Below are 22,992 nucleotides of genomic sequence, written 5' to 3' on the forward strand. Positions count from 1 at the left end.
CTTCCATCCGGAGCGGCCCGCGGGCCGCTTTTTTATTCCCTGGATTTTCCATGACCCTGACCCAGAGCTACCTCTTCCTCGCCCTTGCCATCGTCGTCGAGGTGATCGGCACCACGGCGCTGAAAGCCACCGACAACTTCACCCGCTTGTGGCCGAGCCTGCTCACCATCGCCTGCTACGCCGCCTCCTTCTACCTGCTGACCTTCAGCCTGAAGGTGCTGCCGACGGGGATCGCGTATGCGATCTGGTCGGGGGTGGGGATCGTCCTGATCTCGATCGTCAGCTGGGTCGTCTACAAGCAGAGCCTGGACCTGCCGGCCCTGCTCGGCCTGGGGCTGATCATCGCGGGGGTGCTGGTGATTAACCTGTTCTCGAAGAGCGTCAGCCACTGAATGCCGCCTGCTGGCGGCGCAAGGCAGCCGCATCCCTCAAGGCCTTGATACCGCTGGCGAAGAGCACCAGCGCCAGGCCGTTAAAAAAATAATCGCTGAAGTCCAGGTCTTCCAGGTAAACGAGGGAACGCCCGGGATCGGCCGGATCGTAGCGGACCCTGAGTGCCGCCCCAGGCTGCAAGCGTTCGCGCCGCGCATCGATCACGCTTTTGTCCTGATCGCAACCGGCGTTGCTCATGAAGGACGAGGCCAGCTTGCGCGACGAAAATGCCTCGCCATCGATGACGTAACGGTAACGCAACCGGATGCACCAGTCGCCGGACCGGCTCCGCTTGTACATATCGGCATCCAGAACCTGGGCCTGCGTGACTGGCTACGACCTCGACACGCACTTGTCGACCGACCTCTTGAAGGCGAAGAACCCGAGCGGGATGGCAAGCAGCAGGAAGAACCACCCGATCAGCTTTGTCATGTGAGGATCCGGCGGCGGGGAACGGACTGGCATCTCTTCTCTTTCGGCGTGTTGACCTTGCACGGTTTGCCAGGAGGCCCGGTTCCGGCCATGGCAGACCTGTGTCGACGTCCAATATACAGAAAGTTAACGTTCTAACAACCATCGAATCTGTCAGGTATCCAGGAAGGCCGTCTCCTTGTGCATGGCGCCAAGCCGTGGCAGGATCGAAATCGACAAGCCGAAACTCAACAAAGGTCGAATAAACCATGTCGCAAAGCGCCAGATTCCTGATGGCTGCCTCGCTGCTGCCGCTTGCGTGTGCGCCGCAAGCGCAGGCGCAGGCGGCGCCGGTCGTGATCGCCGTCGAATACCGTGTGGCGAGCCAGTCGCCGGAACATATCGAGGAGAGCCTGGTGACGCCGCTGGAACGCCGGCTGCTGCGCCTTCCGGGCATGGCTTCCCTGGAGTCGGGCGTCACGCACGGCCGCGCGCGGCTGGAGGTCGCTTTTGATGGCAACGACGGCGAACAGGCGCTCGCCGCGGTCAAGGCCGAGGTCGACCGCTTCGATGCGGCCAGCGGACTGGAACCGGCGGCCGTGGTCGAAGTCGGCCGTGCGCAGCTCGCGTCCGGCTTCCTGATGCCCGGCACTCCCGGCTCGCCTCCTCCAGCCAGGGTTGGCGAGGGCTGACGGATACCTAGCGCGAGGTACGGCGCCGGTCCGTCTTGCGATGCTGTCCGGGAGAGCGCAGCAGGCGCATCGCCACCGTCTTCGGGACACCGACGAGTTGCATGAATTCGAAGGCCGGGTAGACCCCGTCCGTACGCCAGAGCCGTAATGCCTCGTCGACATGGGCCGCCATGGTCGAGTTGGCTCGTGGATCTGCGTTTTTGCTTCCTGACATCGATTCGCCTCTACACCGCGTTTTGCAAGGCGAACCATCCTACCAAACGAGGCCATTGGCAGCGCCCGTTTGCCTGAGAACATCAACGCCGGGCTTGCCCGAGGACCTCAGCCCTTCTGGGCGCGCAGGATCGACAGGACCACCAGACCGAACAGTGCACTGAGCACGGCGGTGGCTTCCCGCCCCATGCCGGCCGCGATGCCGACGGCCGAGGTCAGCCAGACGCTGGCGGCCGTGGTCAGGCCCTTGATGTCGTTCTTGTCGGTCTGCTTTAGGATGGCGCCGGCGCCGAGGAAGCCGATGCCGGCGGTAACGCCCTGCAGGACGCGCGACAGGTCTTCGATCTTCATGCCCGCCTGCAGCGGAATCAGCACGAACAATGCCGAGCCGAGCGAGACCAGCATGTGGGTGCGCAGCCCGGCGGAGGCGCCGACCGACTCGCGCTCGTACCCGAGCACGGCGCCGAGGGCCAGGGCCACCAGCAGGCGCACGACAATGCGCGTGATGTCGTCCGGATTGCCCAGATCGGAAAATTCCTGTTGTATCGTCAGCCAGCTCTGTTCCCACCACGCCATCTCGTCCTCCAGAATCACTCCTCCGAATAATGCCATCTAAGCAAGATGCACGGCGCATCGCTCAGCGGTTCGCAGGAAAGGAGGGACGCGTCCTGGAGCGCCTGACAAAGCCCCTGGGGCAAGGGATGCGGCCACCCGGCGCATTGTCGAAGACAGTACAAGCGTACGGCGAGACAATGCAACGCCGCCATGGGGGCTTTGTCAGGCGCTCCTACAGCCAGCCGGCGTCGCGGGCCAGGCGATAGGCCTCGACCCGGTTGCCGGCGCCCAGCTTGCTGATCGCTTCGGACAGGTAGTTGCGCACCGTGCCTTCCGACAGGTGGATGCGGCGCGCGATGTCGGCGCTGCTGGCGCCCTCGCCCGCCAGGCGCAGCACCTGCCGCTCGCGCTCGGTCAGCGGGTCCTCCAAGCCGCCCCAGCTTGCCAGGGCCAGCTCCGGCGCGATCGCGCGCCCGCCGCCGTGCACCGTGCGGATCGCCGCCGCCAGCGCCTCGGCCGGCGCATCCTTCAATAGGAAGCCGCGCACCCCGGCGGCCAGGGCGCGCCGCAGGTAACCGCTGCGTCCGAAGGTGGTGACGATCATCACCCTGCCTGGTGCGCCGCGCGCGGCCAGTTGCGCCGCCAGTTCCAGCCCGGTCATGCGCGGCATCTCGATATCGGTGAGCACGATGTCGGGCGCATGCTGTTCGCACAGGGCCAGCGCCTCGACGCCGTCGGCGGCGGTAGCGACCACCTCGATGTCCGGCTCCAGCCCCAGCAGCGCCGCCAGTGCGCCGCGCACCAGGCCCTGGTCTTCGGCCAGCAGGATGCGGATCATGCCCCCGCTCCCGCCGGCACGCGCAGTTCCAGCGCCAGCCCGGCGCCGACCTGCAGGGCCAGCCTGCCGCCCAGCGCCGCGGCCCTTTCACGCATGCCGGCGAGGCCGTTCCCCTGGCGCAGGTCGCTGTCGCCGCGCAGGCGCGTGCCGTCGTCCGCCACGCGCAGCACCGCGTTGTTCCCTTCCAGCGCCAGCGACAGCGTGCAGCGGCGCGCACCCGCGTGCCGCACCACATTCGTGACGGCCTCGCGCAGGGCCAGGGCCACCACGTGTTCGGCGGCCGGCGCCAGGGCGATCCGTTCGACCTGCTCGCACAGTTCGACCTCGGCTGCGGCCAGGCTGGCGCGGGCGCTGGCCAGGGCATGCGCCAGGCCGCTTTCGCGGTAGCCGCTGACGGCGGTGCGCACTTCGGCCAGCGCCTGGCGCGCCGCCGCTTCGATGTCGGCGATCTCGCGCCGGCAGGCGGCCCTGCAGCTGTCCGTATCGCGATCGGCGAGCTTGCCGGCCAGTTCGGCCTTCAGCGCAATCAGCGACAGGGAGTGGCCGAGCAGGTCGTGCAGGTCGCGCGAGATGCGTTCGCGTTCGGCGATGGTGGCCATGTGCTCGACTTCTTCCTGCTTGCGCATCAGTTCCTGGCGCGAGCGGCGCAGGCGCGCATCCATGATCGCGCCCAGGCCCACCGGCAGGCAGATGGTGAGAATCGGCATCAGGAACAGGAAGCGCATCCGGGTCCCTTCGACCAGCAGGGAGGCCAGTACGCCGAGCAGGATCACAATGATCATCGCCGGCATGGCACGCCGCAGGTTCGTGAAGCGGGCGGCCATGGCGCAGGCGAAGACGAAGAAGGTGGCGGCGCCGATGTTCCAGCGCGCCCACGCGGCGCCGAGCAGGCAACCCGCCAGCATGCAGGCGCCTACCCACCAGCCGCGCGCCCAGAAGCTGGCGCAGTACAGCGGGATGAAGGCCACGATGGTCAGCGCCAGCAGCGCCGCCTCGACGGCGCTCGGGGGCACGTAGGCGTACTTCCAGAACAGGTAGCCCAGGCTGAGCAGCCAGAAATAAGGCATCCTGCCCTGCTCCGGCGGGAGCCACGGTCCCGCCCACAGTCTCGTCATCCCTTGCCTGATCATGTTCATCGCTCTTGGGTCGATAGTGGTTATTGTGTCAGCAGGCGCACGTCGACGATCTCGAAGCGATAGTCGCCCGGCTGCGGACCGGCGTTGAATCCTAACATGGTCACCGCCGCCGGATCGATGCCCTTCAGCTCGCTGAAGGGGACCGTCACCTCGCGCCATTCCGGCCCCGCAGTGAACGGTTTCGCTCCCGGTATCTGCACGCCCTGCGACATCGCGATCATCTGATAAGTCCGGCCATCGCCGCGCACCTTGAAGCGCACGGCTTTGACGGCGCTCAAATCCACCGACTGCATGGGCTGGGCGCCCGGCATGAAGGCCACGCCGGCCCAGGCGAAGGGCAAGCCTGGCGCCACTCTGGCGTCGACCGCGAGCGGTATTTGACCGTCCGCCAGCGCCGCGCCCGTCGCCAGGCTGACGGTTGATTTGCCGCCGACGAAACTGTCGGTCGACGGCCCCCATCCCATGCCGAAGGGACTGGCCAGGTGCTTGTCGCTGAACCGGCTGATGCGGCCATCCGGCGGCAGCGCCAGCGCCAGCGCCAGCGCCTTCCCGCCTTCCTGCGCCGCTTTCGCTACCCGCTGGCGCTGGCCCTCGCGCAGGCCATTCGCGCTCTCGCCATCCTTCCAGACCTCGACGATGCGGCGTGTAGCCAGGATGTCCGCCGCCGGATTGCCTTCCACCAGCAGCAGGTCGGCCTTGTAGCCCTGCTCGATGCGGCCGCGCCGGCCCAGCCTGAAGGCGCGTGCCGGCTCGCTGGTGGCTGCCGCCAGCGCCTGCACCGGGGTCAGGCCCGCTTCGACCAGGGCCTTCAGCTCGCGGTGCATGCTCGCGCCATGTTGCGTGCCGGGGTTGCCGGCGTCGGTTCCCGCCAGCACCGGCACCCCGGCCTTGACCATCGCCGCGGTCACAAGCTTCGGCGCCGCCAGCATCGCCGCGCGCTCCTTGTTGCCGTAGCGCGCCTTGAGCGGGGCCTGGGCATCCTTGTCGAGCAGGCCGGCCAGGCCCGGATCGGCGAGCAGGTCGTCGCCGCGCCAGCCCGCCATGCTCTCCAGTACCGTGAAGGTCGGGATCACGAAGGCGCCCTTGGCACGGGCCAGGCGCGCCAGCCCCACGGCGTCGGCCGACTCTCCCGGGAACAGGTGCACCAGGCCGTCGGCGCCCGCTTCCAGCACGGCGCGCGCATCCTTCTCGTTGCCGATGTGGACCACGGCCAGCTTGCCACGCCGGTGCGCCGCCTCGATCACGGCCCTGGCGGTGGCCAGGTCGAGCGAGGGAAAGCCGTAGCCGCTTTCCATGACGATCTTGATGAAGTCCGAGCCTTCGGCGATGCGCGCGTCAACAAAAGCCTGGGCCTGTTCCGGCCCCGTGATGGTGGGAATGGCGAGGCCGAACTGGGTGCCGTGGCCATGCGGCGCGGTGACCAGGGTGCCGGCAGAAAACAGGTCGGCATGCTGGTGATTCTGCCCCTTGGCCATCTCCTGCTTGGCCTTCTTCATCAGGCCAATATCGGTGAACATGTCCACCTGGGTCGTCACGCCGAACAGCACCGGCAGTTCGGCATGGCGGAAGGCGTGGGTGTGGGCATCGATCAGGCCGGGCAGCAGGGTACGTCCGCTGCCGCTCACCACGCGCGTCCCCGCAGGCGGCGCACCGCGGAAATCGGCGTCGGCGATGACGCCCTTGTCGAACAGCACCGAACGGCGCTCGTGCACGGCCTTGCCGTCGAAGACGCGCACGTCCTGCACCAGGGTGGCGGCGGCCAGCGCAGCGGGGCTGGCGCCGATGGCTGCGCACAGCAGGAGGAGTTTCAGGGTGGTTGGTTTCATCGGTCTCTCCCAGTGGTTGGATGAGCCGAGTATGCGATTGCAGCGCCAGCCGAGGTAGAAGCGGCTGCCACCACTTTGGGGTGACAAATGTCAGGTACGCTCAGTTGCGCGAACGCTGGCGTGCCAGATGCCTGTCCAACGCGTTGGCGAAGTTCTGGCGGTCGGCCTGGCTGAAGGCGGACGGGCCGCCGGTGTCGACGCCGCTGCTGCGCAGCTCTTCCATGAAGGCGCGCATGGTGAGTTGCTGGGCAATGGTGTCCCTGGTGTAGAAATCGCCGCGGGGGTTCAGCGCATAGCCGCCCTTTTCCAGCACCTGGGCCGCGAGCGGAATGTCGGCGGTGACGACCAGGTCGCCGGGCTGCACGCGTTCGACGATCTCGGCGTCGGCCACGTCGAAGCCGCCCGGCACCTGCAGGGCGCGGATGAATTTCGAACCCGGAACGCGCAGCAGCTGGTTGGCCACCAGCGTCACCTGGATCTGGGTGCGCTCGGCAACCCGGTACAGGATCTCCTTGACGACGCCGGGACAGGCGTCGGCATCGACCCAGATCTGCATCGCGGCAGGCTTGCTTGCGTCCGTCACCGCAGGTTGTCCCACAAATCGCCGGTCGGGCTGATGCGCGGGGCGGCAACGCCGAAGTGCTGGTAGGCGGCGGGCGTGGCGATGCGTCCGCGCGGGGTGCGCTGCAAATACCCCTGCTGGATCAGGTAGGGTTCGAGCACGTCCTCGATGGTATCGGCCGCCTCGCCGATCGCTGCGGCAAGGTTGCCGATGCCGACCGGGCCGCCATTGAACTTGAACAGCACCGCTTCCAGCAGCTTGCGGTCCATGACGTCGAAGCCGACCGAGTCGACGTCGAGCATCTTCAGGGCGCGGTCGGCCATGTCCTTAGTGATCTCGCCTGTTCCCTTCACTTCCGCGTAGTCGCGCACGCGGCGCAGCAGGCGGTTGGCGATACGCGGCGTGCCGCGCGCACGCATGGCCACCTCGCGCGCGCCTTCGTCATTGATCGGCGCTTCCAGCAGGTGGGCGCTGCGGGTGACGATCTTGGTCAGTTCGTCGACGTTGTAGAACTCCAGGCGCGCGACGATGCCGAAGCGGTCGCGCAGGGGATTGGTCAGCATGCCGGCGCGCGTGGTCGCGCCGACCAGGGTGAAGGGCTGCAAATCGAGCTTCACGGAACGCGCGGCCGGGCCCTCGCCGATCACGATGTCGATCTGGTAGTCCTCCAGCGCCGGGTACAGGATCTCCTCGACCACCGGCGACAGGCGGTGGATCTCGTCGATGAACAGGACGTCGTTCGGCTCGAGGTTGGTGAGGATGGCCGCCAGGTCACCGGGACGCTCCAGTACCGGGCCCGAGGTCTGGCGCAGGTTCACGCCCATCTCGCGCGCGATGATGTGGGCCAGCGTGGTTTTACCCAGGCCCGGCGGGCCGAACAGCAGCGTGTGGTCGAGCGCCTCGCGGCGCTTGCGCGCGGCGGAAATGAAGATTTCGAGCTGGTCGCGGATCTTGGCCTGGCCGACGTATTCGTCCAGCTGTTTCGGGCGCAAGGCGCGTTCGATCGCCTCCTCGTTGGGCGAGGCCGGCGCCGCGTCGATGACCCGCTGCTCGGTGAAGTTGTCGGTCTGGATGCTCATGACTTATCTCGAAAAACTAGGCTTTGGACAGCGCCTTCAGGGCGAACTTGATGCCGTCCGATACGCTGGCGCCTTCCGGCAGATTCTTGGTAGCGAGCAGCGCTTCCTTGTCAGAATACCCCAAGGCGAGCAGCGCGTTCATCACGTCCGCTTGCGTGTCGTCGCGCGGCGCGCCGCCGCCGACCACGCCAATGTCGGCGCCGAGCTTGCCCTTCAGTTCCAGCAGCAGGCGTTCGGCGGTCTTCTTGCCGATGCCGGGAATCTTGACCAGGCGGCCGGCTTCCTGCAGGGTCACGGCCTGGGCCAGGTCGTTCACCGACATGCCCGACAGGATGCCCAGCGCGGTGCGCGCGCCGACGCCCGTGATCTTGATCAGTTGGCGGAACAGCGCGCGCTCGCTCGCCGTGCCGAAGCCGAACAGCAAATGGGCGTCCTCGCGGATCGCCTGGTGGGTGAACAGCACGACGCGTTCACCCGTGTGCGGCAGGTTGTAATACGTGCTCATCGGCACGTCGACTTCGTAGCCGACGCCGTTGCAGTCCACCAGCAGTTGCGGCGGAGTCTTTTCCAGCAGGATTCCGGAGATGCGACCAATCATGGTTGACCTTTTTGTTCTTGGTTAGATGAGGCGGCCGCGCTTCATGCGCAGCCCGGCCAGTTGCGGGCCGAGCGAGCCGATCAGCGCCAGCGTATCGTGGCTGTTTGCGTGGCAGATGGCAACCCCGAGCGCGTCGGCGGCGTCGCTGCCGGGCAGGCCGGGGAGCGTGAGCAGGCGCGAGACCATGTCCTGCACCTGGGGCTTGGCGGCCTTGCCGGTGCCGACCACGGCCTGCTTGATCTGGGTCGGTGAGTATTCCGCCACCTCGAGGTCGGCTCCGACCAGGGCGCTGATCGCCGCGCCCCGGGCCTGGCCCAGCAGCAGCGTCGATTGCGGGTTGACGTTGACGAAGACTTTTTCGATCGCCGCGCAGCTCGGCTGGTACGTGGCGACGATCTCGCGCACGCCGTCGAGGATGATCTTCAGGCGCGGCGGCAATGCCCCTTCAAGACCGGTCTTGATGGTGCCCGAGGCGATGTAGCGCAATTTGCTGCCCTGCTTTTCGATGACGCCGAAGCCGGTCGTGCGCAAGCCTGGGTCGATGCCGAGAATAATCATTATCGAATGTTATACCGGCCAGCAAGGTTCGTGGGAAAAATACTGTGTAAAAACACAGGTAGGGTGGGCGCCCCGTGCCCACCTAGAGCTTGCGTGGTGGTAACGCGACAACAATATCCGAAGGTTCGATGCGAAGCATGCCACAGACATGCTTCGCGCAGCGCTTGCCACTGATCGAATTTTTAGGTGGGCACAGGGCGCCCACCCTACGATTGTGAAGCGGAGGAATGTAGGGTGGACGGGTTTCCCGTCCACGCGTTCAATCATCGTGTGAATTTTCGTGCATCGGTTGGGAACCGTCCGTTGAACGCGTGGACGGCGGAGCCGTCCACCCTACGGGTCAAGCACCGACCGCGCGGTCGGTTTGACGATCAGTGACGGAAGTGACGCGTCCCCGTGTACAGCATCACCACGCCACGCTCGTCCGCCGCGTCGATCACTTCCTGGTCGCGCATCGAACCGCCCGGGTGAATGACGCAGGTCGCGCCGGCGTCGACCACGACGTCCAGGCCGTCACGGAACGGGAAGAAGGCGTCCGAGGCCACGGCCGAACCGCTAAGGGACAGGCCGGCGTTCTGCGCCTTGATCGAGGCGATGCGCGCCGAGTCGATGCGGCTCATCTGGCCGGCGCCCACGCCCAGGGTCATGCCGTTGCCGCAGAAGACAATCGCGTTCGACTTGACGAACTTGGCGACGCGCCAGGCGAACATCAGGTCCTGCAGTTGCTGCTGGGTCGGCTGCTTCTTGGTCACCACACGCAGCTCGCCGAGGCCCACGTTCTTCGCGTCCGGCGACTGCACCAGCAGGCCGCCGCCGACGCGCTTGACGTCGTAGGCGTTCTGGCCCGCGCCCAGCGGGATTTCCAGCAGGCGCACGTTCTGCTTGGCCGACATGATCTGGCGCGCCTCGGCGGTGAACGAGGGCGCGATCAGGACTTCGACGAAGAGCTTGGACAGCGCTTCGGCCGCGCGGCCGTCGACTTCGACGTTGAAGGCGATGATGCCGCCGAAAGCCGAGGTCGGGTCGGTCTGCAGTGCGCGGGTGTAGGCGTCCAGCGCATCGACGCCAATCGCCACGCCGCAGGGGTTGGCGTGCTTGACGATCACGCAGCCGGCAGGTTGCTCGAAGCCGCCCAGCGACTTAACGCATTCCCAGGCCGCATCGGCGTCGGCGATGTTGTTGTACGACAGTTCCTTGCCCTGCAGCTGGCGGTAGTTGGCCAGCGCGCCGTCGACCGTGACGATGTCGCGGTAGAAGGCGGCGCCCTGGTGCGGATTCTCGCCGTAGCGCATGTCCTGGACCTTCTCGAAGGACATGTTGATGGTCTGCGGGTAGCTTGAGCGGGTCGCGTGGGCCTTGTCTTCGCCCAGGCTGGTCAGGTAGTTGGTGATGGCGCCGTCGTATTGCGCGGTGTGCGCGAACACTTTCTTTGCCAGGCGGAACTTGGTGTCGTAGCTGACCGGCCCGGCAGTGGTACCGGTGCCCTTCATTTCGGCCAGCACCACGCCGTAGTCGGCCGGATGGCAGATGACGACCACGTCCTTGTGGTTCTTCGCGGCCGAGCGCAGCATGGTCGGGCCGCCGATGTCGATGTTCTCGATCGCGTCTTCCAGCGAGCAGTCATCCTTGGCGACGGTCTGCTGGAAGGGGTAGAGGTTGACCACGACCATGTCGATCTGGGGAATGCCGTGTTCCTGGAGCTTGGACACGTGCTCCGGGAAGTCGCGGCGTGCAAGGATGCCGCCGTGGACCTTCGGGTGCAGCGTCTTGACGCGGCCGTCGAGCATTTCCGGGAAGCCGGTGTAGTCGGCAACTTCCGTCACCGGCACACCATTGTCTTGCAGCAGCTTGGCGGTGCCGCCGGTGGACAGGATGTTCACGCCGAGCGCGGAAAGCGCACGGGCGAAATCGAGCACGCCGGTCTTGTCGGAGACGGAAATGAGGGCTTGTTTGATCATGGGAGTGGCCGTTGTTGATGAAAATTCTGTGCGGAATTCGGGCACGCCGTAGTGGCCGCGCCCGCGCACGGCCACGCGTGCCGCAAGCGTCAGAGCAGTCCGTGCTCTTGCAGTTTCTTGCGCAAGGTATTGCGGTTAATGCCCAGCATCTGGGCCGCGTGCGACTGGTTGCCGTCGGCGCGCGTCATGACCACTTCGAGGATCGGCTTCTCGACGGTCATCACCATCATGTCGTAGATGTTCGTCGGCTTCTGCTCGCCCAGGTCATTGAAATAGTCCTCGAGGCTCTTCTGGACAACTTCCTGGATACTCTCTTTGCTCATGTCTGCTGCTTCATCCTGGTTAGTGTTTGCTACGCCGCTCGTGACGGCGCTGTCCCCAAATCGTTTTTGTTGTTGTGCTTGTTTATGCCGCGATCGCTTCAATGACAGCTTGCGCGGGCCGGTATTGTAACCGTTCGCCATACTGCAGTTGCGATCGGAAAAAATTATCCACGGCGGCCAGTTGTTCGCTGGTGGATTCCATCCGATTCATGTGCTGGCGGAACTCCTCGCCTCCCGGCAAGTCCTCCACATACCAGCCGATGTGCTTGCGCGCGGTGCGCACGCCGACGTACTCGCCGTAGAAAGCGTAGTGCGCCGGCAGGTGTTCGTTCATGAGGGCCCGCACCTCTTCCACCAGCGGCGCCGGCAACAGTTCGCCGGTGCGCAGGTAGTGGTCGATCTCGCGGCAGATCCAGGGCCGGCCCTGGGCCGCGCGGCCGATCATGACTGCATCCGCGCCCGTGTAGTCGAGCACGAACTTCGCCTTTTCCGGGCTGGTGATGTCGCCGTTGGCGACCACCGGAATCTTCACCGCCGCCTTCACGGCGCGGATGGTGTCGTATTCGGCTTCGCCCTTGTAGCCGTCGGCGCGGGTGCGGCCGTGCAGGGTCAGCATCTGGATGCCGGCCTCCTCGGCCAGGCGCGCGATGCGCAGGGCGTTCTTGTTCTGGCGGTCCCAGCCGGTGCGGAACTTCAGCGTCACCGGCACGTCCACCGCGCCCACCACGGCGTGCAGGATGCGCTCGACCAGGTCCTCGTGCTGCAGCAGGGCCGAACCGCACCAGCTGTTGCACACCTTTTTCACGGGGCAACCCATGTTGATGTCGATGATCTGGGCGCCGCGCTCGACGTTGTGGCGGGCGCAATCGGCCAGGTCCTGGGGATCGGCGCCGGCGATCTGCACCGCCTTCGGTTCCATCTCGCCTTCGTGGCTTGTCCGGCGGCTGGTCTTCTCGCTGGCCCAGAGACGCGGATTCGAGGCGGCCATTTCCGACACCGCATAGCCGGCCCCGAGCTGCTTGCACAGCTGGCGGAACGGACGATCGGTCACGCCCGCCATGGGTGCGACAAAGACGTTATTGCGAAGTTGGTAAGGACCGATTTGCACAGCGGGAATAGAAGGAGAATTCTCGGGAACCTGCTATTTTACCCCAAGCGCTGCTCAAATTATCGGCAAAATTTTTCCGGATTGTAGCGAACGGGTCAATCAGGTGTGGACAGGAGGAAAAAAATTTGCTTAGTCGCCGGCTAGCCGACATCGTCCAGCACCGCCGGCTGCAAATGCGCCACCTCACCCCAGCTCTCCAGCTGCAGTCTGCCATCCTGCACGGTAAAGCGGTTGATGCTGGCGTTGTGCACCTTGAAGTCGCGCGGGGTGTCGAGCGGGAGCTCGAGGGCGGCGCGGTAGGCGCATTCGAGTACGCCGCCGTGGGCGACCAGGGCCAGGGACTTGCCGGGATTGTCGGCGGCCCAGCCAAGGATGGCCGGGATCACGCGGTCGTAGAACTGGCGGAAGGTTTCGCCGCAGTTCTCGCCCGGCGGCAGGGCTCCGTCGATGTCGCGTCCCTGCCAGGCGGCGAACTCCACGGGGAAGCGTTCGGCGATCTCCGCATACAGCAGGCCCTCGAAGCCGCCGTAGCAGCGCTCGCGCAGGCGCCCATCTATATAGAGAGGCAGGTCGAGCACCTCGGCCACGGCTTTTGCGGTCTGGGCGGCGCGCGCGAGGTCGCTCGAAACGAGCACGTCGAAACGTTCGCGTGCCAGGGCCGCGGCCAGGGCGCGCGCCTGGCGCTGCCCTTCGGCGTTCAGGTCGATGTCGAGATGGCCCTGCAGGCGGCGTTCGGCGTTCCAGGCGGTTTCGCCGTGGCGGATCAGTACGATCCGGGTCGTGATGTCGTTTTGCATGAAGAAGTGAAAAGCGCCCATGCCAGGCACGGGCGCGGGCGCGGGGATTACTTGGACAGCGTCGGTGCGATCGCCGGATTGAGCGAATACACGCCGAAGATCTGCGCTTCGTCGAGGATGTGGCCGCGAATCGCGATGCGCACGTCCTGGCCGGTGAACGTGCCTTCCAGCGGCAGCCGGGGGATGTCGAGCGCGTAGAGGGTGAACACATAGGTGTGGACGCGCTCGTCGTTCCACGGCGGGCAGGGGCCATCATAGCCGAAATAGTCGCCGGCCATGTCGGGGTCCTGCGCGAACCAGCCGGTGTAGTCGTTCAGGCCCTGGCGCAACTGGTGCTCGGTGCCGTTCTTGACGAGGAAAGGCAGCTCGGGACCGGTCTTGCCGCCCGGCGTGACCATGTCGGAGAAGCGGCCTTCGGCCAGCTCGCGCAGGCTGGCCGGAATGTCGACCAGGGTCCAGTGGTAGAAATCGGCACGCTTGAGGCTCTCGGGAACGGTCCTCCCCTCCTTGTTGACGTCGGTGCCGTCGGTCGGCGCGTCGCCGTCGTGGCACAGCAGCACCAGCGACTGGGTGCCGGCCGGCACCTCGTCCCAGGCCAGGTGGGGATTGCGGTTGCTCGACAGGCGCACATGGGTGGCCGGGTCGATGACCGCGAACGCGCATTCGGGCGGGATCAGCCCGCCCTCGGTAAACGAATCGCTCCAGATTTTCATTTTGCTCACTCCCAGGGCCTCCTTGATATTGACCGCCTTGATGCGGCGCGGGTTTCAGCGCTTGACGTCGACCGGATCAATGCGCAGCCAGATCGTCACTGGCCCATCGTTGATCAGCGCGACTTTCATGTCTGCGCCAAATTGTCCGGTTTCAACTTTGCCATGCCGTGCGCATGCCTGGCGCACGAAATAATCGAACAGCCGGCGCCCCTCCTCGGGGCCGGCGGCCGGCGAGAACGAGGGCCGGGTGCCGGAACGGGTGTCGGCGGCCAGCGTGAACTGGGGCACCAGCAGCAAGGCGCCGCCGGTATCGGTGACGCTGCGGTTCATCTTGCCGGCCTCGTCGGAAAAGACGCGGTAGCCGAGCAGCTTGGTCAGCAGGGCGTCGGCTTCGCGCTCGGTATCGCCCTTCTCGGCGCAGACCAGCACCATCAAACCGGCTTCAATGGCGCCGATGGTGGCGCCGTCTACGTTCACGCTGGCCTGGCTGACGCGTTGCAGCAGCCCGATCATGCGGCGGTGAAGGTCACGCGCGCGAATTTGCGCTTGCCCACCTGCATGACGAAGGTGCCGGCCTCGACCTGCAGGCCCTTGTCGCTGACCACGCCGCCGTCGATGCGCACGCCGCCCTGGTCGATCATGCGCATGGCTTCCGAGGTCGAGGCGCACAGGCCGGCGGCTTTCAGCAGCTGGGCCACGCCCAGCGGCGCACCGCTGACCGCCACTTCCGGCACGTCGTCGGGGATGCCGCCCTTGGAGCGGTTGACGAAGTCGGCCAGCGCATCGTCGGCCGCCTGGGCCGAGTGGAAGCGGGTTACGATTTCCTTGGCCAGGGCGACCTTGGCGTCGCGCGGGTTGGCGCCGCCTTCGGTGGCGGCCTTCACGGCGGCGATGTCCTCGATCGAGCGGAAGGACAACAGGTCGTAGTAACGCCACATCATCGAGTCGGAAATACTCATCAGCTTGCCGAACATGGTGTTCGGCGCTTCGGTGATGCCGATGTAGTTGTTTTTCGACTTCGACATCTTGTCGACGCCGTCGAGACCTTCGAGCAGCGGCATGGTCAGGATGCACTGCGGTTCCTGACCGTAGTCTTTCTGCAACTCACGGCCAACCAGCAGATTAAATTTCTGGTCCGTTCCACCTAGCTCAAGGTCTGCTTTCAAAGCGACTGAATCATAGCCTTGCATCAACGGATAAAGGAACTCATGGACAGCGATCGGAGTCCCACTCTTGTAGCGCTTGGTGAAGTCGTCACGTTCCATCATGCGCGCCACGGTGTAGCGCGAGGCCAGCTGGATCATGCCGCGCGCGCCCAGCGGGTCGCACCACTCTGAGTTGTAACGCATCTCGGTGCGCTCGGCATCGAGGATCAGGGCCACCTGGCGGAAATACGTCTGGGCGTTTTCCTCGATCTGTTCGCGGGAAAGCGGCGGACGGGTGGCGTTGCGGCCCGACGGGTCGCCAATCATCGAGGTGAAGTCGCCGATCAGGAAGATCACCTTGTGACCGAGGTCCTGCAACTGGCGCAGCTTGTTGAGCACCACGGTATGGCCGAGGTGCAGGTCCGGAGCGGTCGGGTCGGCGCCGAGCTTGATGCGCAGCGGTACGCCGCTCTGTTCGGAACGGGCCAGCTTCTGTGCAAATTCGCTTTCGATCAGCAGTTCGTCGACACCGCGCTTCGTGATCGCAAGCGCCTCCTGCACCTTGTCCGACAGCGGCAAAGCGGTGGCGGTTGCTAAATTACTATTACCTGAAGACGCGGGGGAAGTCATAAAGTTCTTGTAGGAAAAGTGCTAAAACGGTTGTAGGAGCATGGATTTTGGTATAATGCTCGATCCCATCAATCTTGCCGTAAGAAAACTTTTCAAAACAACAAGAAAAATGGCGTGGAAGTTCAAGCGGCAAATTTTAACTGATTGCATGAACCCTATACATAAATTCACCGGCAAACGCTGGTTAGGCCTGGCCGATGCAAGTCGCAAGACCCGCATCGTCGGCGCCGGCGCGGTGGCCCTGGCACTGTGCGCATTCGGCGCAGTCGCGGTGGCCCCGATTGCCCCTGACGCGGCCGACGTGCCGGTCAAGTCGGTGGCCGAGAACCTCGCCCTGCCGAACCTGGCCGACCAGATCGCTGCCCTGCAAGAGGACGAACAGCAATTCATCCACGAAGAGCGCATCCGCTCGGGCGACTCGATCGGTTCCACATTGAGCCGCATGGGTGTGGACGATGCTGAAGCGCAAAAGTTCATCCGTTCCGACAAACTGGCCCGCCGCCTCCTCTCGCTGAAAAACGGCAAGCGCCTGCAGGCCGAGACCGACGAGAACGGTCTGCTGCTCTCGCTGCGCGCCACCATCACCGACAAAGGCAGCGACCCGAAGGTCCTGACCGTCGCACGCAAGGGCGAAGGTTTTGTCGCCAGCGAAGCGCCCGCCAAGCTCGAGCGCCGCGTCGAAATGCGTTCGCGTGAAATCACCACCTCGCTCTACTCGGCCACCGACGCCAACGTCGACGGCGGCTCGATTCCGGATTCCGTGGTCGGCGAAATCATCCAGATGTTCTCGACCAACATCGACTTCCGCTCCGACCTGAAGCGCGGCGACCGTTTCAACGTCGTCTACGAAACCTTCTGGCTCGACGGCGAAATGGTCAAGACCGGCCGCATCCTGGCCGGCGAGTTCATCAACCGCGGCACCAGCTACCAGGCCGTCTGGTTCGAAGACCCGGTCACCAGGCAGGGCGGCTACTACAGCCTGGACGGCAAGTCGCTGAAAAAAGCCTTCCTCAAGTCGCCGCTGGCCTTCTCGCGCGTCTCCTCTGGCTTCTCGAACCGCATCCACCCGATCTCGGGCAAGTGGAAAGCGCACAAGGGCATCGACTACGCCGCGCCGACCGGCACCCCGATCCGCGCCGCCGGTGACGGCACCGTCGACTTCGTTGGCGTGCATGGCGGCTACGGCAACATGGTCGTGCTCAAGCACTGGAACAACTACAGCACCGCCTACGCCCACATGAGCCGCTTCGGCAGCGGCCTGCGCAAGGGCGCCAAGGTCAGCCAGGGCGACGTCATCGGCTACGTCGGCTCGACCGGCTGGTCGACCGGCGCCCACCTGCACTACGAGTTCCGCGTGGCCAATGTCGCCCGCGATCCGGCAGCCCTGAAGGGCCTGACCCAGGCACCGCTGACAGCCGGCGAAATGGCCCGCTTCAAGATGGCCGCCGCCGAGATGAACCACCGCTTCTCGCTGCTGACCCCGGGCGGCAACGCCATGGCTGCGCGCTAAGCTTCGTACTACGCTGTCCAGAACGCCTTCCCTGCATGCAGATGCACGGAAGGCGTTTTTACGTGGCCTTTCCTTTATGATGGGAAAAATGAATACTTCGACTCTCTATATCGGCCTGATGTCCGGCACCAGCATGGACGGCGTCGACGGCGTACTGGCGGATTTCTCCGGCGGCGCCATCCGCACCCTGGACGCAGCTTTCACCCCCTTCCCTCCCGCCTTGCGCGCCGAACTGATGGCCCTGCAGGCCCAGGTCGAGAACGAGATCGAGCGCGAAGCGCTGGCCGCCAACGGCCTGGCCCGGTGCTACGCGACTTGCGTGCAGGAACTGTTGCCGAAAGCGGCCGGACCGGTGGCGGCCGTCGCAGTGCACGGACAGACGATCCGTCATCGCCCCGAACTGGGCTTCACGCGCCAGACCAACAATCCCGCCCTGCTGGCCGAGCTCACCGGCGTCGACGTCATCGCCGACTTCCGCAGCCGCGACATCGCCGCCGGCGGTCAGGGGGCCCCGCTGGTGCCGGCTTTCCACGCCGCCGCCTTCGGCAAGCCGGGCACGACGCGGGTGGTAGTGAACATCGGCGGCATCGGCAACATCAGCGTGCTGCATGCCGATGGGCGCGTGACCGGCTTCGACACCGGACCGGGCAATGTACTGCTCGACGGCTGGATCGGGCGCCACCAGGGCAAGGACTACGATGCCGACGGCGCCTGGGGCGCGAGCGGCAGCGTCGACGCGGCTTTGCTGGCCGCACTGCTGGATGAGCCCTACTTCCGCCAGCCGGCGCCGAAAAGCACGGGGCGCGACCTGTTCCACATGGACTGGCTGGACGCGCACCTGGCCCGTTTCACCCACCTGGCGCCGGCCGACGTGCAGGCAACGCTGGTTGCCCTGACCGCGCGCACGATCGCCGACGCGATCCGTCTCGAAAGTCGCCATGTGGACGCGGTGTACGTCTGCGGCGGCGGCGCCTTCAACGGCACGCTGCTGCGCATGCTGGCCGCCGCGCTTGGCGGGGGTGTGGCAGTGGAATCGACCGCGACGCTGGGCGTGGCCCCGAACCGGGTCGAGGCGCTGGCCTTTGCCTGGCTGGGCTACCGGTTCATGCAGCGCGAGCCGGGCAACATGCCGGCGGTGACGGGGGCGCAGGGGCCGCGTATCCTGGGGGCGCTGTATCCGGCTTGAGCGAGGCCAGTTTTTTGGTTTTGTAGGGTGGACACCTGTGTCCACGCGGGATCATCGCATGCATTAACGCGGCTTCACTGGCGCGGCCCAACGTCGTCACCGTGAAAATGCTGCCGCAGGAAATTCAGGCCGCGAGACAGCGTGGACACAGGTGTCCCCCCTACCAAACCGTAACCTCAAAAAACAAATCCGGGCATTGCCCGGATCTGGAAGCGACGCCCGGCGAGCCGGGCTGTGCGATGCTTTACGCCGAGAATGACGAACCGCAGCCGCAGGTGCTGGTCGCGTTCGGGTTCTTGATGACGAACTGGGCGCCTTCGAGGTCGTCCTTGTAGTCGATCTCTGCGCCGACCAGGTACTGGTAGCTCATCGAGTCGATCAGCAACTGAACGCCGTTCTTTTCCATCGTGGTGTCGTCTTCGTTGACGATTTCGTCGAAGGTAAAGCCGTACTGGAAGCCCGAGCAGCCGCCGCCCTGCACGAACACGCGCAGTTTCAGGTCGGGATTGCCCTCTTCTTCGATCAGCTGGGCCACTTTTTCAGCGGCGCTGTCGGTGAAGACGATCGGGGTCGGGATGGTGTCAAAGTCTTGCACTTCGGCCACTGCAGTCATGGGATAAACTCCTGATTGGATTCGGATTTATGCCATTATAGACGGTTCGCGCCGGTCATGCTTTGGCCCTCTCCGCTTCCGCCAGATGGAACACCGGCTCGCCCGCCGGCTGGTGCGTGAGCTTGCCGGTTACCAGGGCGCCGCCGTGCATCTCGAGCAGCTTGTAATGGACATCCCCATGTATGCGGCCTTTCGGCTGCAATTCAAGCAGCTCCGTCGAGTAAACCGAGCCGGCGATGTAGCCGTTCACCACCAGGTTGGCGCAGCGTACCTCGCCCTCGATGCGGGCGTGCTCGGAAACGATCAGGACGCTGTCCGGTCCCTCGCTGGCAATCACGTTGCCGTGTACTTCGCCGTCGATGCGCAGGCCGCCGCTGAAACACAGGTCGCCTTCGATGCGGGCGGCTATGCCGATCAGGCTGTCAATTTCGCTTTTCGCGTTGCGACCGAACATGGTGGCACCCCTGTAGATAAATGGAATTTGCGACGGGAAAAAGGATCGTTGCACCGATCAGTGCAACGATCAATTTACCGTCCTCAACAGTTACCACCTTGATCTAGCTCTGGTCAGGTAGTGCCTGTAGGAATTACCTGACGGGGTGCGGCTTTATTACGGCAGCAGTGCGATGTGCTGCAGACCGGTCGTTTCTTCCAGGCCAAACATCAGGTTCATGCACTGCACGGCCTGGCCGGACGCGCCCTTCACCAGGTTGTCCTGCACCACCAGGATGACGACGGTGTTGCCGCCGTCCGGACGGTGCACGGCCAGGCGCAGCATGTTCGAGCCGCGGGTCGAACGGGTTTCCGGGTGCGAGCCAAAAGGCATCACGTCGACGAAAGGCGAATCCTTGTACTCGGCCTCGAACAGGGCCTGCAGGGCCGCGTCGTCGATGTCTTTCGTCAGGCGCGCATACAGGGTCGAGTGCATGCCGCGGATCATCGGCACCAAGTGGGGCGTGAAGATCAGGCCGACTTTCTGGTCGGTAAAGCGCTGCAGCTGGGCCGAGGTTTCCGGCGTGTGGCGGTGACCGGCCACGCCATAGGCTTTGAAGTTGTCGCTTGCTTCCGAGAACAGCGTGCCGATCTCGGCCTTGCGGCCGGCGCCCGAGACGCCCGACTTGCTGTCGGCGATCAGATTACTGGCATCGATGATGCCGGCCTTCAGCAGCGGCACGAAGCCCAGCTGCATCGTGGTCGGGTAGCAGCCCGGGTTGGCGATCAGGCGCGCGCCCTTGATGTCTTCGCGGTTCAGTTCCGGCAGGCCATACACCGCTTCCTCGATCAGCTCGGGCGCGCTGTGCTCCATCTTGTACCATTTTTCGAAAGCGGACCGGTCCTTCAGGCGGAAGTCCGCCGCCAGGTCGATGACCTTGACGCCGGCCGCCAGCAGCGCCGGGGCTTGCGCCATGGCCACGCCGTGCGGGGTGGCGAAGAAGACCACGTCGCACTTCGTCAGGTCGGCCTTGTCCGGGGCCGAGAAGGCCAGGTTCACGCGGCCGCGCAGCGAGGGGAACATGTCGGCCACCGGCAGGCCATCTTCCTTGCGCGAGGTGATCGCGGTCAGCTCCACGTCGGGATGCGCGGCCAGCAGCCGCAGCAATTCCACGCCCGTGTATCCGGTTCCGCCAACGATGCCAACTTTGATCATGTTCTTTCCTTCTTGATTAAAAATGAGACTTGCGAGTCGAGGCTGCAATTTTAACAGCGCACCGCATAGGGTGCCGGAAACGCTGCTGCGGCAGCCGGCAAGGCCTTGCAAATATTATTTGCATTCCCGGCCTGGGATGCAAATATTGCATGGCCGCAAGCCGGTCCGGCAAAGAGCTTCAACCCGTCGTACCGGTCAGGCGTTCCGGCTCGTAGACCGGCACCGGGTCGAGCGTCGACATCACGCCAATGTGGCCGAAGTGCTCGTCCAGCCAGCGCTGCGCCGTCGCGCTGCCCAGGTCGCGCAGGTGCAGCAGGAAGGGCCATTCGGTATTGTATTTGGTCGACAGATCGAGGCGCTGCAGCTCGTCGTTTCCGCTGATCATGTGCAGGCGCACCCCGGCCGTGTGCACCATTTCGCTCTGCTCGGCGTCGACCAGGGCGCCCAGGTGCTGGATGGCGCTGACTTCGCGCACGAAGCTGATGTTGAAGGCGATCTCGCTGGCGCGGCTGTGGATGTCGCTCAGGCTCATCGGCAGGCCGCTGCGCGCGACCGGATTGTTCTGGACGATCACGATGTCGCGCGCGTCGGCGTCAACCAGGGGCGACAGCGAAGGATTGCCGACAAAGCTGCCGTCCCAATACGCTTCGCCATCGATCTCGACCGGTGCGAACACGTGCGGCAGGCAGGCCGAGGCGGCGATGACCGACGCGTCAAGCTGCTCGCGGGTAAAGATGCGGCCACGACCGGTGCGTACATTGGTGGCGGGCACGAACATGGCGATCTCGCGGCACTGGCGCACCCGCTCGAAATTGATCAAGCCTGCCAGCAGCGGCAGCATCGGGTTCATGCTCAGCGGCGAGCTGGGCGGCGCCAGCACGCCGCCGACCAGCTGCATCAGCTGGTAACCAGGCGAATTGCGCAAGGTCCAGTCGCCGCTGGCGTAGTCGAGCGGCGTACGCTTGACCGGACTGAACAGCGAAGCCGTGCTCAGCCCGAGCCAGAAGCGCCGCAAGGCCGCGCGCGCCCCTTCGCGTCCGCCGCCCAGGGCGTAACCGTCGGCCAGGACCGCAGCGTTGACCGCGCCGGCGCTGGTGCCGCTGATCGCCGCGATCTCGATGCGTTCGTCGGCCAGCAGGCGGTCGAGTACGCCCCAGCCGAAAGCGCCGAGCGCGCCGCCGCCCTGCAAGCCGAGACTGATCCTTTTGATAGACACGTGCTTCTCCTGCGATATGTGCGCCCCCACAGGCTAGCAGCCTGAAAAGCATGCGGCGGTGCGCTAGCGAACGCTCGCGGCCGCCCAGGGCCTGTCGCAGGCGATGCCGTCTGCGTATAATTTTCGTATGGACAATAAAACAAAGTGCGCGGACACGGCTGCGCAGGAAGCCCATCCATGCTGAGCATCGGTGAACTGTCGCAGCAGACCGGCGCCAGCGTGCGCTCGTTGCGCCACTACGAACAATGCGGCCTGCTGGCGGCCAAGCGCCGCGAGAACGGCTACCGCTATTTCGAGCCCGCCGCCGTCGAATTCGTGCAGCGCATCCGCATCCTGCTGCGCAACGGCTTCACGGTCGAGGAAATCCGGCCGCTGGTGTCGATGCTGGCGCCGCAACCGAGCCTGCGCGAAGTATGCGCGGATGTGATCGCGCTCTACGGCAGCAAGCTCGGCGAACTCGACGAGCGCATCGCCGCCCTGCAGGCGATTCGCAGCAGCGCCGCCGAGCGCCTCGCCTTCCTCGAGGAACAGCGGCGCCTCGGCGGCCCGGCCGAGCCGCCGCGCCCCTGAACCATTTACTTGCGCGCCGGCGCGGCGTCGAAGGCGGGCGGGATCGGGTGCGCGGCCGTTTCGGCGTCCCAGGTCAGCGACAGGATGCACCAGCGCTTGCCGTCGTTCAACAACTGGAAGGCGTTGACACCGCGCACGCGCACCGGGCCGTCGAGACGGTCGCGCGTTTCATAGGTGCTCCAGGCATGCGCGATGTGGCCGAAGGACTGGATCTGCTGCGTCACTTCGCGCTCATAGAAGTTGCGGTGCCCCAGCAGACGGTCGTTCAGTGCGGCGAACTGGGCCGGCGTTTGCGGATCGGCCAGGAAGGCGCCGTCGCGGTGCGTGGTGGTGGTGACGATGGCGCCCGGCGCGAACAGGTTCGCCATGCGCCCCCAGTCCTTCTTCGCGCCCGCCGGTCCCGTCACGATATCGTAGAGGGCGCGCACCAGGGTGTCCGGCGCATAACTCGCGCTGTCGGGCTCGCCGGTGCCGCAGGCGTCGTTCGCGCCGAGCGGATTGTTCTGGACTGCGACGGCATACGACACCGGGACGGATGCGGCCGGTTCGGCGCTTGAGGCGGTATTGGCGAGGTTCAGCGCCAGCAGGCTGGCGGCGGCGAAGGCGGTAAGCGGATTCTTCAGCGTCATGTCGATCTCCCTGTGTGAGCGCCTCAAAAGGGCGCGATGTCGACAT

27 protein-coding genes are annotated in these 22,992 nt (G+C 65.3%); 5 read left to right on the forward strand and 22 right to left on the reverse strand.

Annotation, left to right across the window (positions count from 1 at the left end; genetic code table 11):
* Positions 1–50: 50 nt before the first annotated feature.
* Complete coding sequence (locus ACSUZJ_RS21325; RefSeq protein ID WP_499411530.1) at positions 51–392, forward strand: SMR family transporter; 342 nt, start codon at positions 51–53, stop codon at positions 390–392.
* On the opposite strand, the gene ACSUZJ_RS21330 is transcribed toward ACSUZJ_RS21325, so the two are convergent.
* Positions 382–732 carry a DUF3592 domain-containing protein gene (locus ACSUZJ_RS21330; RefSeq protein ID WP_499411532.1) on the reverse strand — a complete coding sequence of 117 codons (351 nt, stop codon included), beginning with the start codon at positions 730–732 and terminating at the stop codon, positions 382–384. The two genes, ACSUZJ_RS21325 and ACSUZJ_RS21330, sit on opposite strands and share 11 nt — an antisense overlap.
* 380 nt (positions 733–1,112) lie before the next feature.
* Between ACSUZJ_RS21330 and ACSUZJ_RS21335 the strand changes: the two genes are divergently transcribed.
* Positions 1,113–1,535 (forward strand): efflux RND transporter permease subunit, encoded by a 423-nt coding sequence (locus ACSUZJ_RS21335; RefSeq protein ID WP_499411533.1) that lies wholly within the window; start codon positions 1,113–1,115, stop codon positions 1,533–1,535.
* A 7-nt stretch (positions 1,536–1,542) separates the two neighbouring features.
* Here ACSUZJ_RS21335 and ACSUZJ_RS21340 read toward each other — a convergent pair whose 3' ends face one another.
* The 16 genes from ACSUZJ_RS21340 to tyrS all read right to left on the reverse strand — a co-directional run bounded on the left by ACSUZJ_RS21340 (position 1,543) and on the right by tyrS (position 15,574).
* Entirely contained in the window at positions 1,543–1,749 is a 207-nt protein-coding gene (locus ACSUZJ_RS21340; RefSeq protein WP_499411534.1) for a hypothetical protein, read from the reverse strand.
* A gap of 107 nt (positions 1,750–1,856) precedes the next feature.
* On the reverse strand, positions 1,857–2,324 hold the full coding sequence (locus ACSUZJ_RS21345; RefSeq protein WP_499411536.1) for an MgtC/SapB family protein: 468 nt from the start codon (positions 2,322–2,324) through the stop codon (positions 1,857–1,859).
* A 211-nt stretch (positions 2,325–2,535) separates the two neighbouring features.
* Positions 2,536–3,141: a response regulator transcription factor gene (locus tag ACSUZJ_RS21350; RefSeq protein ID WP_499411538.1), complete on the reverse strand. Its 606-nt coding sequence runs from the start codon at positions 3,139–3,141 to the stop codon at positions 2,536–2,538.
* Positions 3,138–4,256 (reverse strand): sensor histidine kinase, encoded by a 1,119-nt coding sequence (locus ACSUZJ_RS21355; protein WP_499411540.1) that lies wholly within the window; start codon positions 4,254–4,256, stop codon positions 3,138–3,140. The genes ACSUZJ_RS21350 and ACSUZJ_RS21355 overlap by 4 nt, the downstream gene beginning before the upstream one ends.
* Before the next feature lie 41 nt (positions 4,257–4,297).
* Positions 4,298–6,103, reverse strand: a complete 1,806-nt coding sequence (locus tag ACSUZJ_RS21360; RefSeq protein ID WP_499411541.1) for a CIA30 family protein — start codon at positions 6,101–6,103, stop codon at positions 4,298–4,300.
* Between the two features lie 100 nt (positions 6,104–6,203).
* Positions 6,204–6,659, reverse strand: a complete 456-nt coding sequence (locus ACSUZJ_RS21365; RefSeq protein ID WP_499416634.1) for a YaiI/YqxD family protein — start codon at positions 6,657–6,659, stop codon at positions 6,204–6,206.
* A gap of 23 nt (positions 6,660–6,682) precedes the next feature.
* On the reverse strand, positions 6,683–7,744 hold the full coding sequence (gene ruvB / locus ACSUZJ_RS21370; RefSeq protein ID WP_499411543.1) for a Holliday junction branch migration DNA helicase RuvB: 1,062 nt from the start codon (positions 7,742–7,744) through the stop codon (positions 6,683–6,685).
* A 16-nt stretch (positions 7,745–7,760) separates the two neighbouring features.
* On the reverse strand, positions 7,761–8,342 hold the full coding sequence (gene ruvA, locus ACSUZJ_RS21375) for a Holliday junction branch migration protein RuvA (RefSeq protein WP_499411545.1): 582 nt from the start codon (positions 8,340–8,342) through the stop codon (positions 7,761–7,763).
* Between the two features lie 21 nt (positions 8,343–8,363).
* On the reverse strand, positions 8,364–8,900 hold the full coding sequence (ruvC, locus tag ACSUZJ_RS21380; protein ID WP_499411547.1) for a crossover junction endodeoxyribonuclease RuvC: 537 nt from the start codon (positions 8,898–8,900) through the stop codon (positions 8,364–8,366).
* Between the two features lie 371 nt (positions 8,901–9,271).
* The gene (gene purH / locus ACSUZJ_RS21385) at positions 9,272–10,858 is read right to left on the reverse strand and encodes a bifunctional phosphoribosylaminoimidazolecarboxamide formyltransferase/IMP cyclohydrolase (RefSeq protein ID WP_499411549.1); all 1,587 of its coding nucleotides are present in this window, start codon (positions 10,856–10,858) and stop codon (positions 9,272–9,274) included.
* Positions 10,859–10,947: 89 nt separating this feature from the next.
* The gene (locus tag ACSUZJ_RS21390; protein ID WP_056338842.1) at positions 10,948–11,181 is read right to left on the reverse strand and encodes a helix-turn-helix domain-containing protein; all 234 of its coding nucleotides are present in this window, start codon (positions 11,179–11,181) and stop codon (positions 10,948–10,950) included.
* An 82-nt stretch (positions 11,182–11,263) separates the two neighbouring features.
* Positions 11,264–12,289, reverse strand: coding sequence for a tRNA dihydrouridine synthase DusB (gene dusB / locus ACSUZJ_RS21395; RefSeq protein ID WP_499411551.1), 1,026 nt, complete (start codon positions 12,287–12,289; stop codon positions 11,264–11,266).
* A 140-nt stretch (positions 12,290–12,429) separates the two neighbouring features.
* The gene (locus tag ACSUZJ_RS21400; protein ID WP_499411553.1) at positions 12,430–13,086 is read right to left on the reverse strand and encodes a histidine phosphatase family protein; all 657 of its coding nucleotides are present in this window, start codon (positions 13,084–13,086) and stop codon (positions 12,430–12,432) included.
* A 47-nt stretch (positions 13,087–13,133) separates the two neighbouring features.
* Positions 13,134–13,799, reverse strand: coding sequence for a YbhB/YbcL family Raf kinase inhibitor-like protein (locus ACSUZJ_RS21405; RefSeq protein ID WP_499416636.1), 666 nt, complete (start codon positions 13,797–13,799; stop codon positions 13,134–13,136).
* 54 nt (positions 13,800–13,853) lie between these two features.
* On the reverse strand, positions 13,854–14,312 hold the full coding sequence (gene dtd / locus ACSUZJ_RS21410) for a D-aminoacyl-tRNA deacylase (RefSeq protein ID WP_499411555.1): 459 nt from the start codon (positions 14,310–14,312) through the stop codon (positions 13,854–13,856).
* Positions 14,309–15,574: a tyrosine--tRNA ligase gene (gene tyrS, locus ACSUZJ_RS21415; RefSeq protein ID WP_499411557.1), complete on the reverse strand. Its 1,266-nt coding sequence runs from the start codon at positions 15,572–15,574 to the stop codon at positions 14,309–14,311. Before tyrS ends, dtd begins: the two co-directional genes overlap by 4 nt.
* 148 nt (positions 15,575–15,722) lie before the next feature.
* Here tyrS and ACSUZJ_RS21420 point away from each other — a divergent pair, with 148 nt between their 5' ends.
* Together ACSUZJ_RS21420 and ACSUZJ_RS21425 are read left to right on the forward strand one after the other, a co-directional pair.
* Positions 15,723–17,084 (forward strand): M23 family metallopeptidase, encoded by a 1,362-nt coding sequence (locus ACSUZJ_RS21420; protein WP_499411559.1) that lies wholly within the window; start codon positions 15,723–15,725, stop codon positions 17,082–17,084.
* A gap of 88 nt (positions 17,085–17,172) precedes the next feature.
* Positions 17,173–18,270 (forward strand): anhydro-N-acetylmuramic acid kinase, encoded by a 1,098-nt coding sequence (locus tag ACSUZJ_RS21425; protein ID WP_499411561.1) that lies wholly within the window; start codon positions 17,173–17,175, stop codon positions 18,268–18,270.
* A gap of 244 nt (positions 18,271–18,514) precedes the next feature.
* On the opposite strand, the gene erpA is transcribed toward ACSUZJ_RS21425, so the two are convergent.
* The 4 genes from erpA to ACSUZJ_RS21445 all read right to left on the reverse strand — a co-directional run bounded on the left by erpA (position 18,515) and on the right by ACSUZJ_RS21445 (position 21,747).
* Positions 18,515–18,883 (reverse strand): iron-sulfur cluster insertion protein ErpA, encoded by a 369-nt coding sequence (gene erpA / locus ACSUZJ_RS21430; RefSeq protein ID WP_499411563.1) that lies wholly within the window; start codon positions 18,881–18,883, stop codon positions 18,515–18,517.
* Positions 18,884–18,938: 55 nt separating this feature from the next.
* Positions 18,939–19,337, reverse strand: a complete 399-nt coding sequence (locus ACSUZJ_RS21435; RefSeq protein WP_499411565.1) for a bactofilin family protein — start codon at positions 19,335–19,337, stop codon at positions 18,939–18,941.
* 156 nt (positions 19,338–19,493) lie between these two features.
* A complete protein-coding gene (gene argC, locus ACSUZJ_RS21440) occupies positions 19,494–20,531 on the reverse strand; it encodes an N-acetyl-gamma-glutamyl-phosphate reductase (protein ID WP_499411567.1) in 1,038 nt (345 codons plus the stop codon).
* Positions 20,532–20,709: 178 nt separating this feature from the next.
* A complete protein-coding gene (locus ACSUZJ_RS21445; RefSeq protein WP_499411568.1) occupies positions 20,710–21,747 on the reverse strand; it encodes a patatin-like phospholipase family protein in 1,038 nt (345 codons plus the stop codon).
* 177 nt (positions 21,748–21,924) lie between these two features.
* Between ACSUZJ_RS21445 and ACSUZJ_RS21450 the strand changes: the two genes are divergently transcribed.
* Positions 21,925–22,317 (forward strand): MerR family transcriptional regulator, encoded by a 393-nt coding sequence (locus ACSUZJ_RS21450; RefSeq protein ID WP_499411570.1) that lies wholly within the window; start codon positions 21,925–21,927, stop codon positions 22,315–22,317.
* A gap of 5 nt (positions 22,318–22,322) precedes the next feature.
* On the opposite strand, the gene ACSUZJ_RS21455 is transcribed toward ACSUZJ_RS21450, so the two are convergent.
* Entirely contained in the window at positions 22,323–22,946 is a 624-nt protein-coding gene (locus ACSUZJ_RS21455) for a hypothetical protein (protein WP_499411572.1), read from the reverse strand.
* Between the last annotated feature and the right edge of the window lie 46 nt (positions 22,947–22,992).

The sequence above is a fragment of the Telluria sp. B2 genome, from assembly GCF_051789535.1.
Lineage (GTDB): Bacteria > Pseudomonadota > Gammaproteobacteria > Burkholderiales > Burkholderiaceae_D > Telluria.

Excerpts from the sequence above, each read along its gene's own strand:
- ACSUZJ_RS21335 (WP_499411533.1), top strand. The coding sequence starts at position 1,113 with ATGTCGCAAAGCGCCAGATTCCTGATGGCTGCCTCGCTGCTGCCGCTT.
- ACSUZJ_RS21330 (WP_499411532.1), bottom strand. The coding sequence starts at position 732 with ATGTACAAGCGGAGCCGGTCCGGCGACTGGTGCATCCGGTTGCGTTAC.
- ACSUZJ_RS21425 (WP_499411561.1), top strand. The coding sequence starts at position 17,173 with ATGAATACTTCGACTCTCTATATCGGCCTGATGTCCGGCACCAGCATG.
- ACSUZJ_RS21420 (WP_499411559.1), top strand. The coding sequence starts at position 15,723 with ATGAACCCTATACATAAATTCACCGGCAAACGCTGGTTAGGCCTGGCC.
- erpA (WP_499411563.1), bottom strand. The coding sequence starts at position 18,883 with ATGACTGCAGTGGCCGAAGTGCAAGACTTTGACACCATCCCGACCCCG.
- tyrS (WP_499411557.1), bottom strand. The coding sequence starts at position 15,574 with ATGACTTCCCCCGCGTCTTCAGGTAATAGTAATTTAGCAACCGCCACC.
- ACSUZJ_RS21355 (WP_499411540.1), bottom strand. The coding sequence starts at position 4,256 with ATGACGAGACTGTGGGCGGGACCGTGGCTCCCGCCGGAGCAGGGCAGG.
- ACSUZJ_RS21400 (WP_499411553.1), bottom strand. The coding sequence starts at position 13,086 with ATGCAAAACGACATCACGACCCGGATCGTACTGATCCGCCACGGCGAA.
- ACSUZJ_RS21390 (WP_056338842.1), bottom strand. The coding sequence starts at position 11,181 with ATGAGCAAAGAGAGTATCCAGGAAGTTGTCCAGAAGAGCCTCGAGGAC.
- ruvC (WP_499411547.1), bottom strand. The coding sequence starts at position 8,900 with ATGATTATTCTCGGCATCGACCCAGGCTTGCGCACGACCGGCTTCGGC.
- ruvB (WP_499411543.1), bottom strand. The coding sequence starts at position 7,744 with ATGAGCATCCAGACCGACAACTTCACCGAGCAGCGGGTCATCGACGCG.
- ACSUZJ_RS21340 (WP_499411534.1), bottom strand. The coding sequence starts at position 1,749 with ATGTCAGGAAGCAAAAACGCAGATCCACGAGCCAACTCGACCATGGCG.
- dtd (WP_499411555.1), bottom strand. The coding sequence starts at position 14,312 with ATGATCGGGCTGCTGCAACGCGTCAGCCAGGCCAGCGTGAACGTAGAC.
- purH (WP_499411549.1), bottom strand. The coding sequence starts at position 10,858 with ATGATCAAACAAGCCCTCATTTCCGTCTCCGACAAGACCGGCGTGCTC.
- ACSUZJ_RS21405 (WP_499416636.1), bottom strand. The coding sequence starts at position 13,799 with ATGAAAATCTGGAGCGATTCGTTTACCGAGGGCGGGCTGATCCCGCCC.
- ACSUZJ_RS21455 (WP_499411572.1), bottom strand. The coding sequence starts at position 22,946 with ATGACGCTGAAGAATCCGCTTACCGCCTTCGCCGCCGCCAGCCTGCTG.
- ACSUZJ_RS21365 (WP_499416634.1), bottom strand. The coding sequence starts at position 6,659 with ATGCAGATCTGGGTCGATGCCGACGCCTGTCCCGGCGTCGTCAAGGAG.
- ACSUZJ_RS21350 (WP_499411538.1), bottom strand. The coding sequence starts at position 3,141 with ATGATCCGCATCCTGCTGGCCGAAGACCAGGGCCTGGTGCGCGGCGCA.
- ACSUZJ_RS21435 (WP_499411565.1), bottom strand. The coding sequence starts at position 19,337 with ATGTTCGGTCGCAACGCGAAAAGCGAAATTGACAGCCTGATCGGCATA.
- ACSUZJ_RS21450 (WP_499411570.1), top strand. The coding sequence starts at position 21,925 with ATGCTGAGCATCGGTGAACTGTCGCAGCAGACCGGCGCCAGCGTGCGC.
- ACSUZJ_RS21345 (WP_499411536.1), bottom strand. The coding sequence starts at position 2,324 with ATGGCGTGGTGGGAACAGAGCTGGCTGACGATACAACAGGAATTTTCC.
- ACSUZJ_RS21360 (WP_499411541.1), bottom strand. The coding sequence starts at position 6,103 with ATGAAACCAACCACCCTGAAACTCCTCCTGCTGTGCGCAGCCATCGGC.
- argC (WP_499411567.1), bottom strand. The coding sequence starts at position 20,531 with ATGATCAAAGTTGGCATCGTTGGCGGAACCGGATACACGGGCGTGGAA.
- ACSUZJ_RS21325 (WP_499411530.1), top strand. The coding sequence starts at position 51 with ATGACCCTGACCCAGAGCTACCTCTTCCTCGCCCTTGCCATCGTCGTC.
- ruvA (WP_499411545.1), bottom strand. The coding sequence starts at position 8,342 with ATGATTGGTCGCATCTCCGGAATCCTGCTGGAAAAGACTCCGCCGCAA.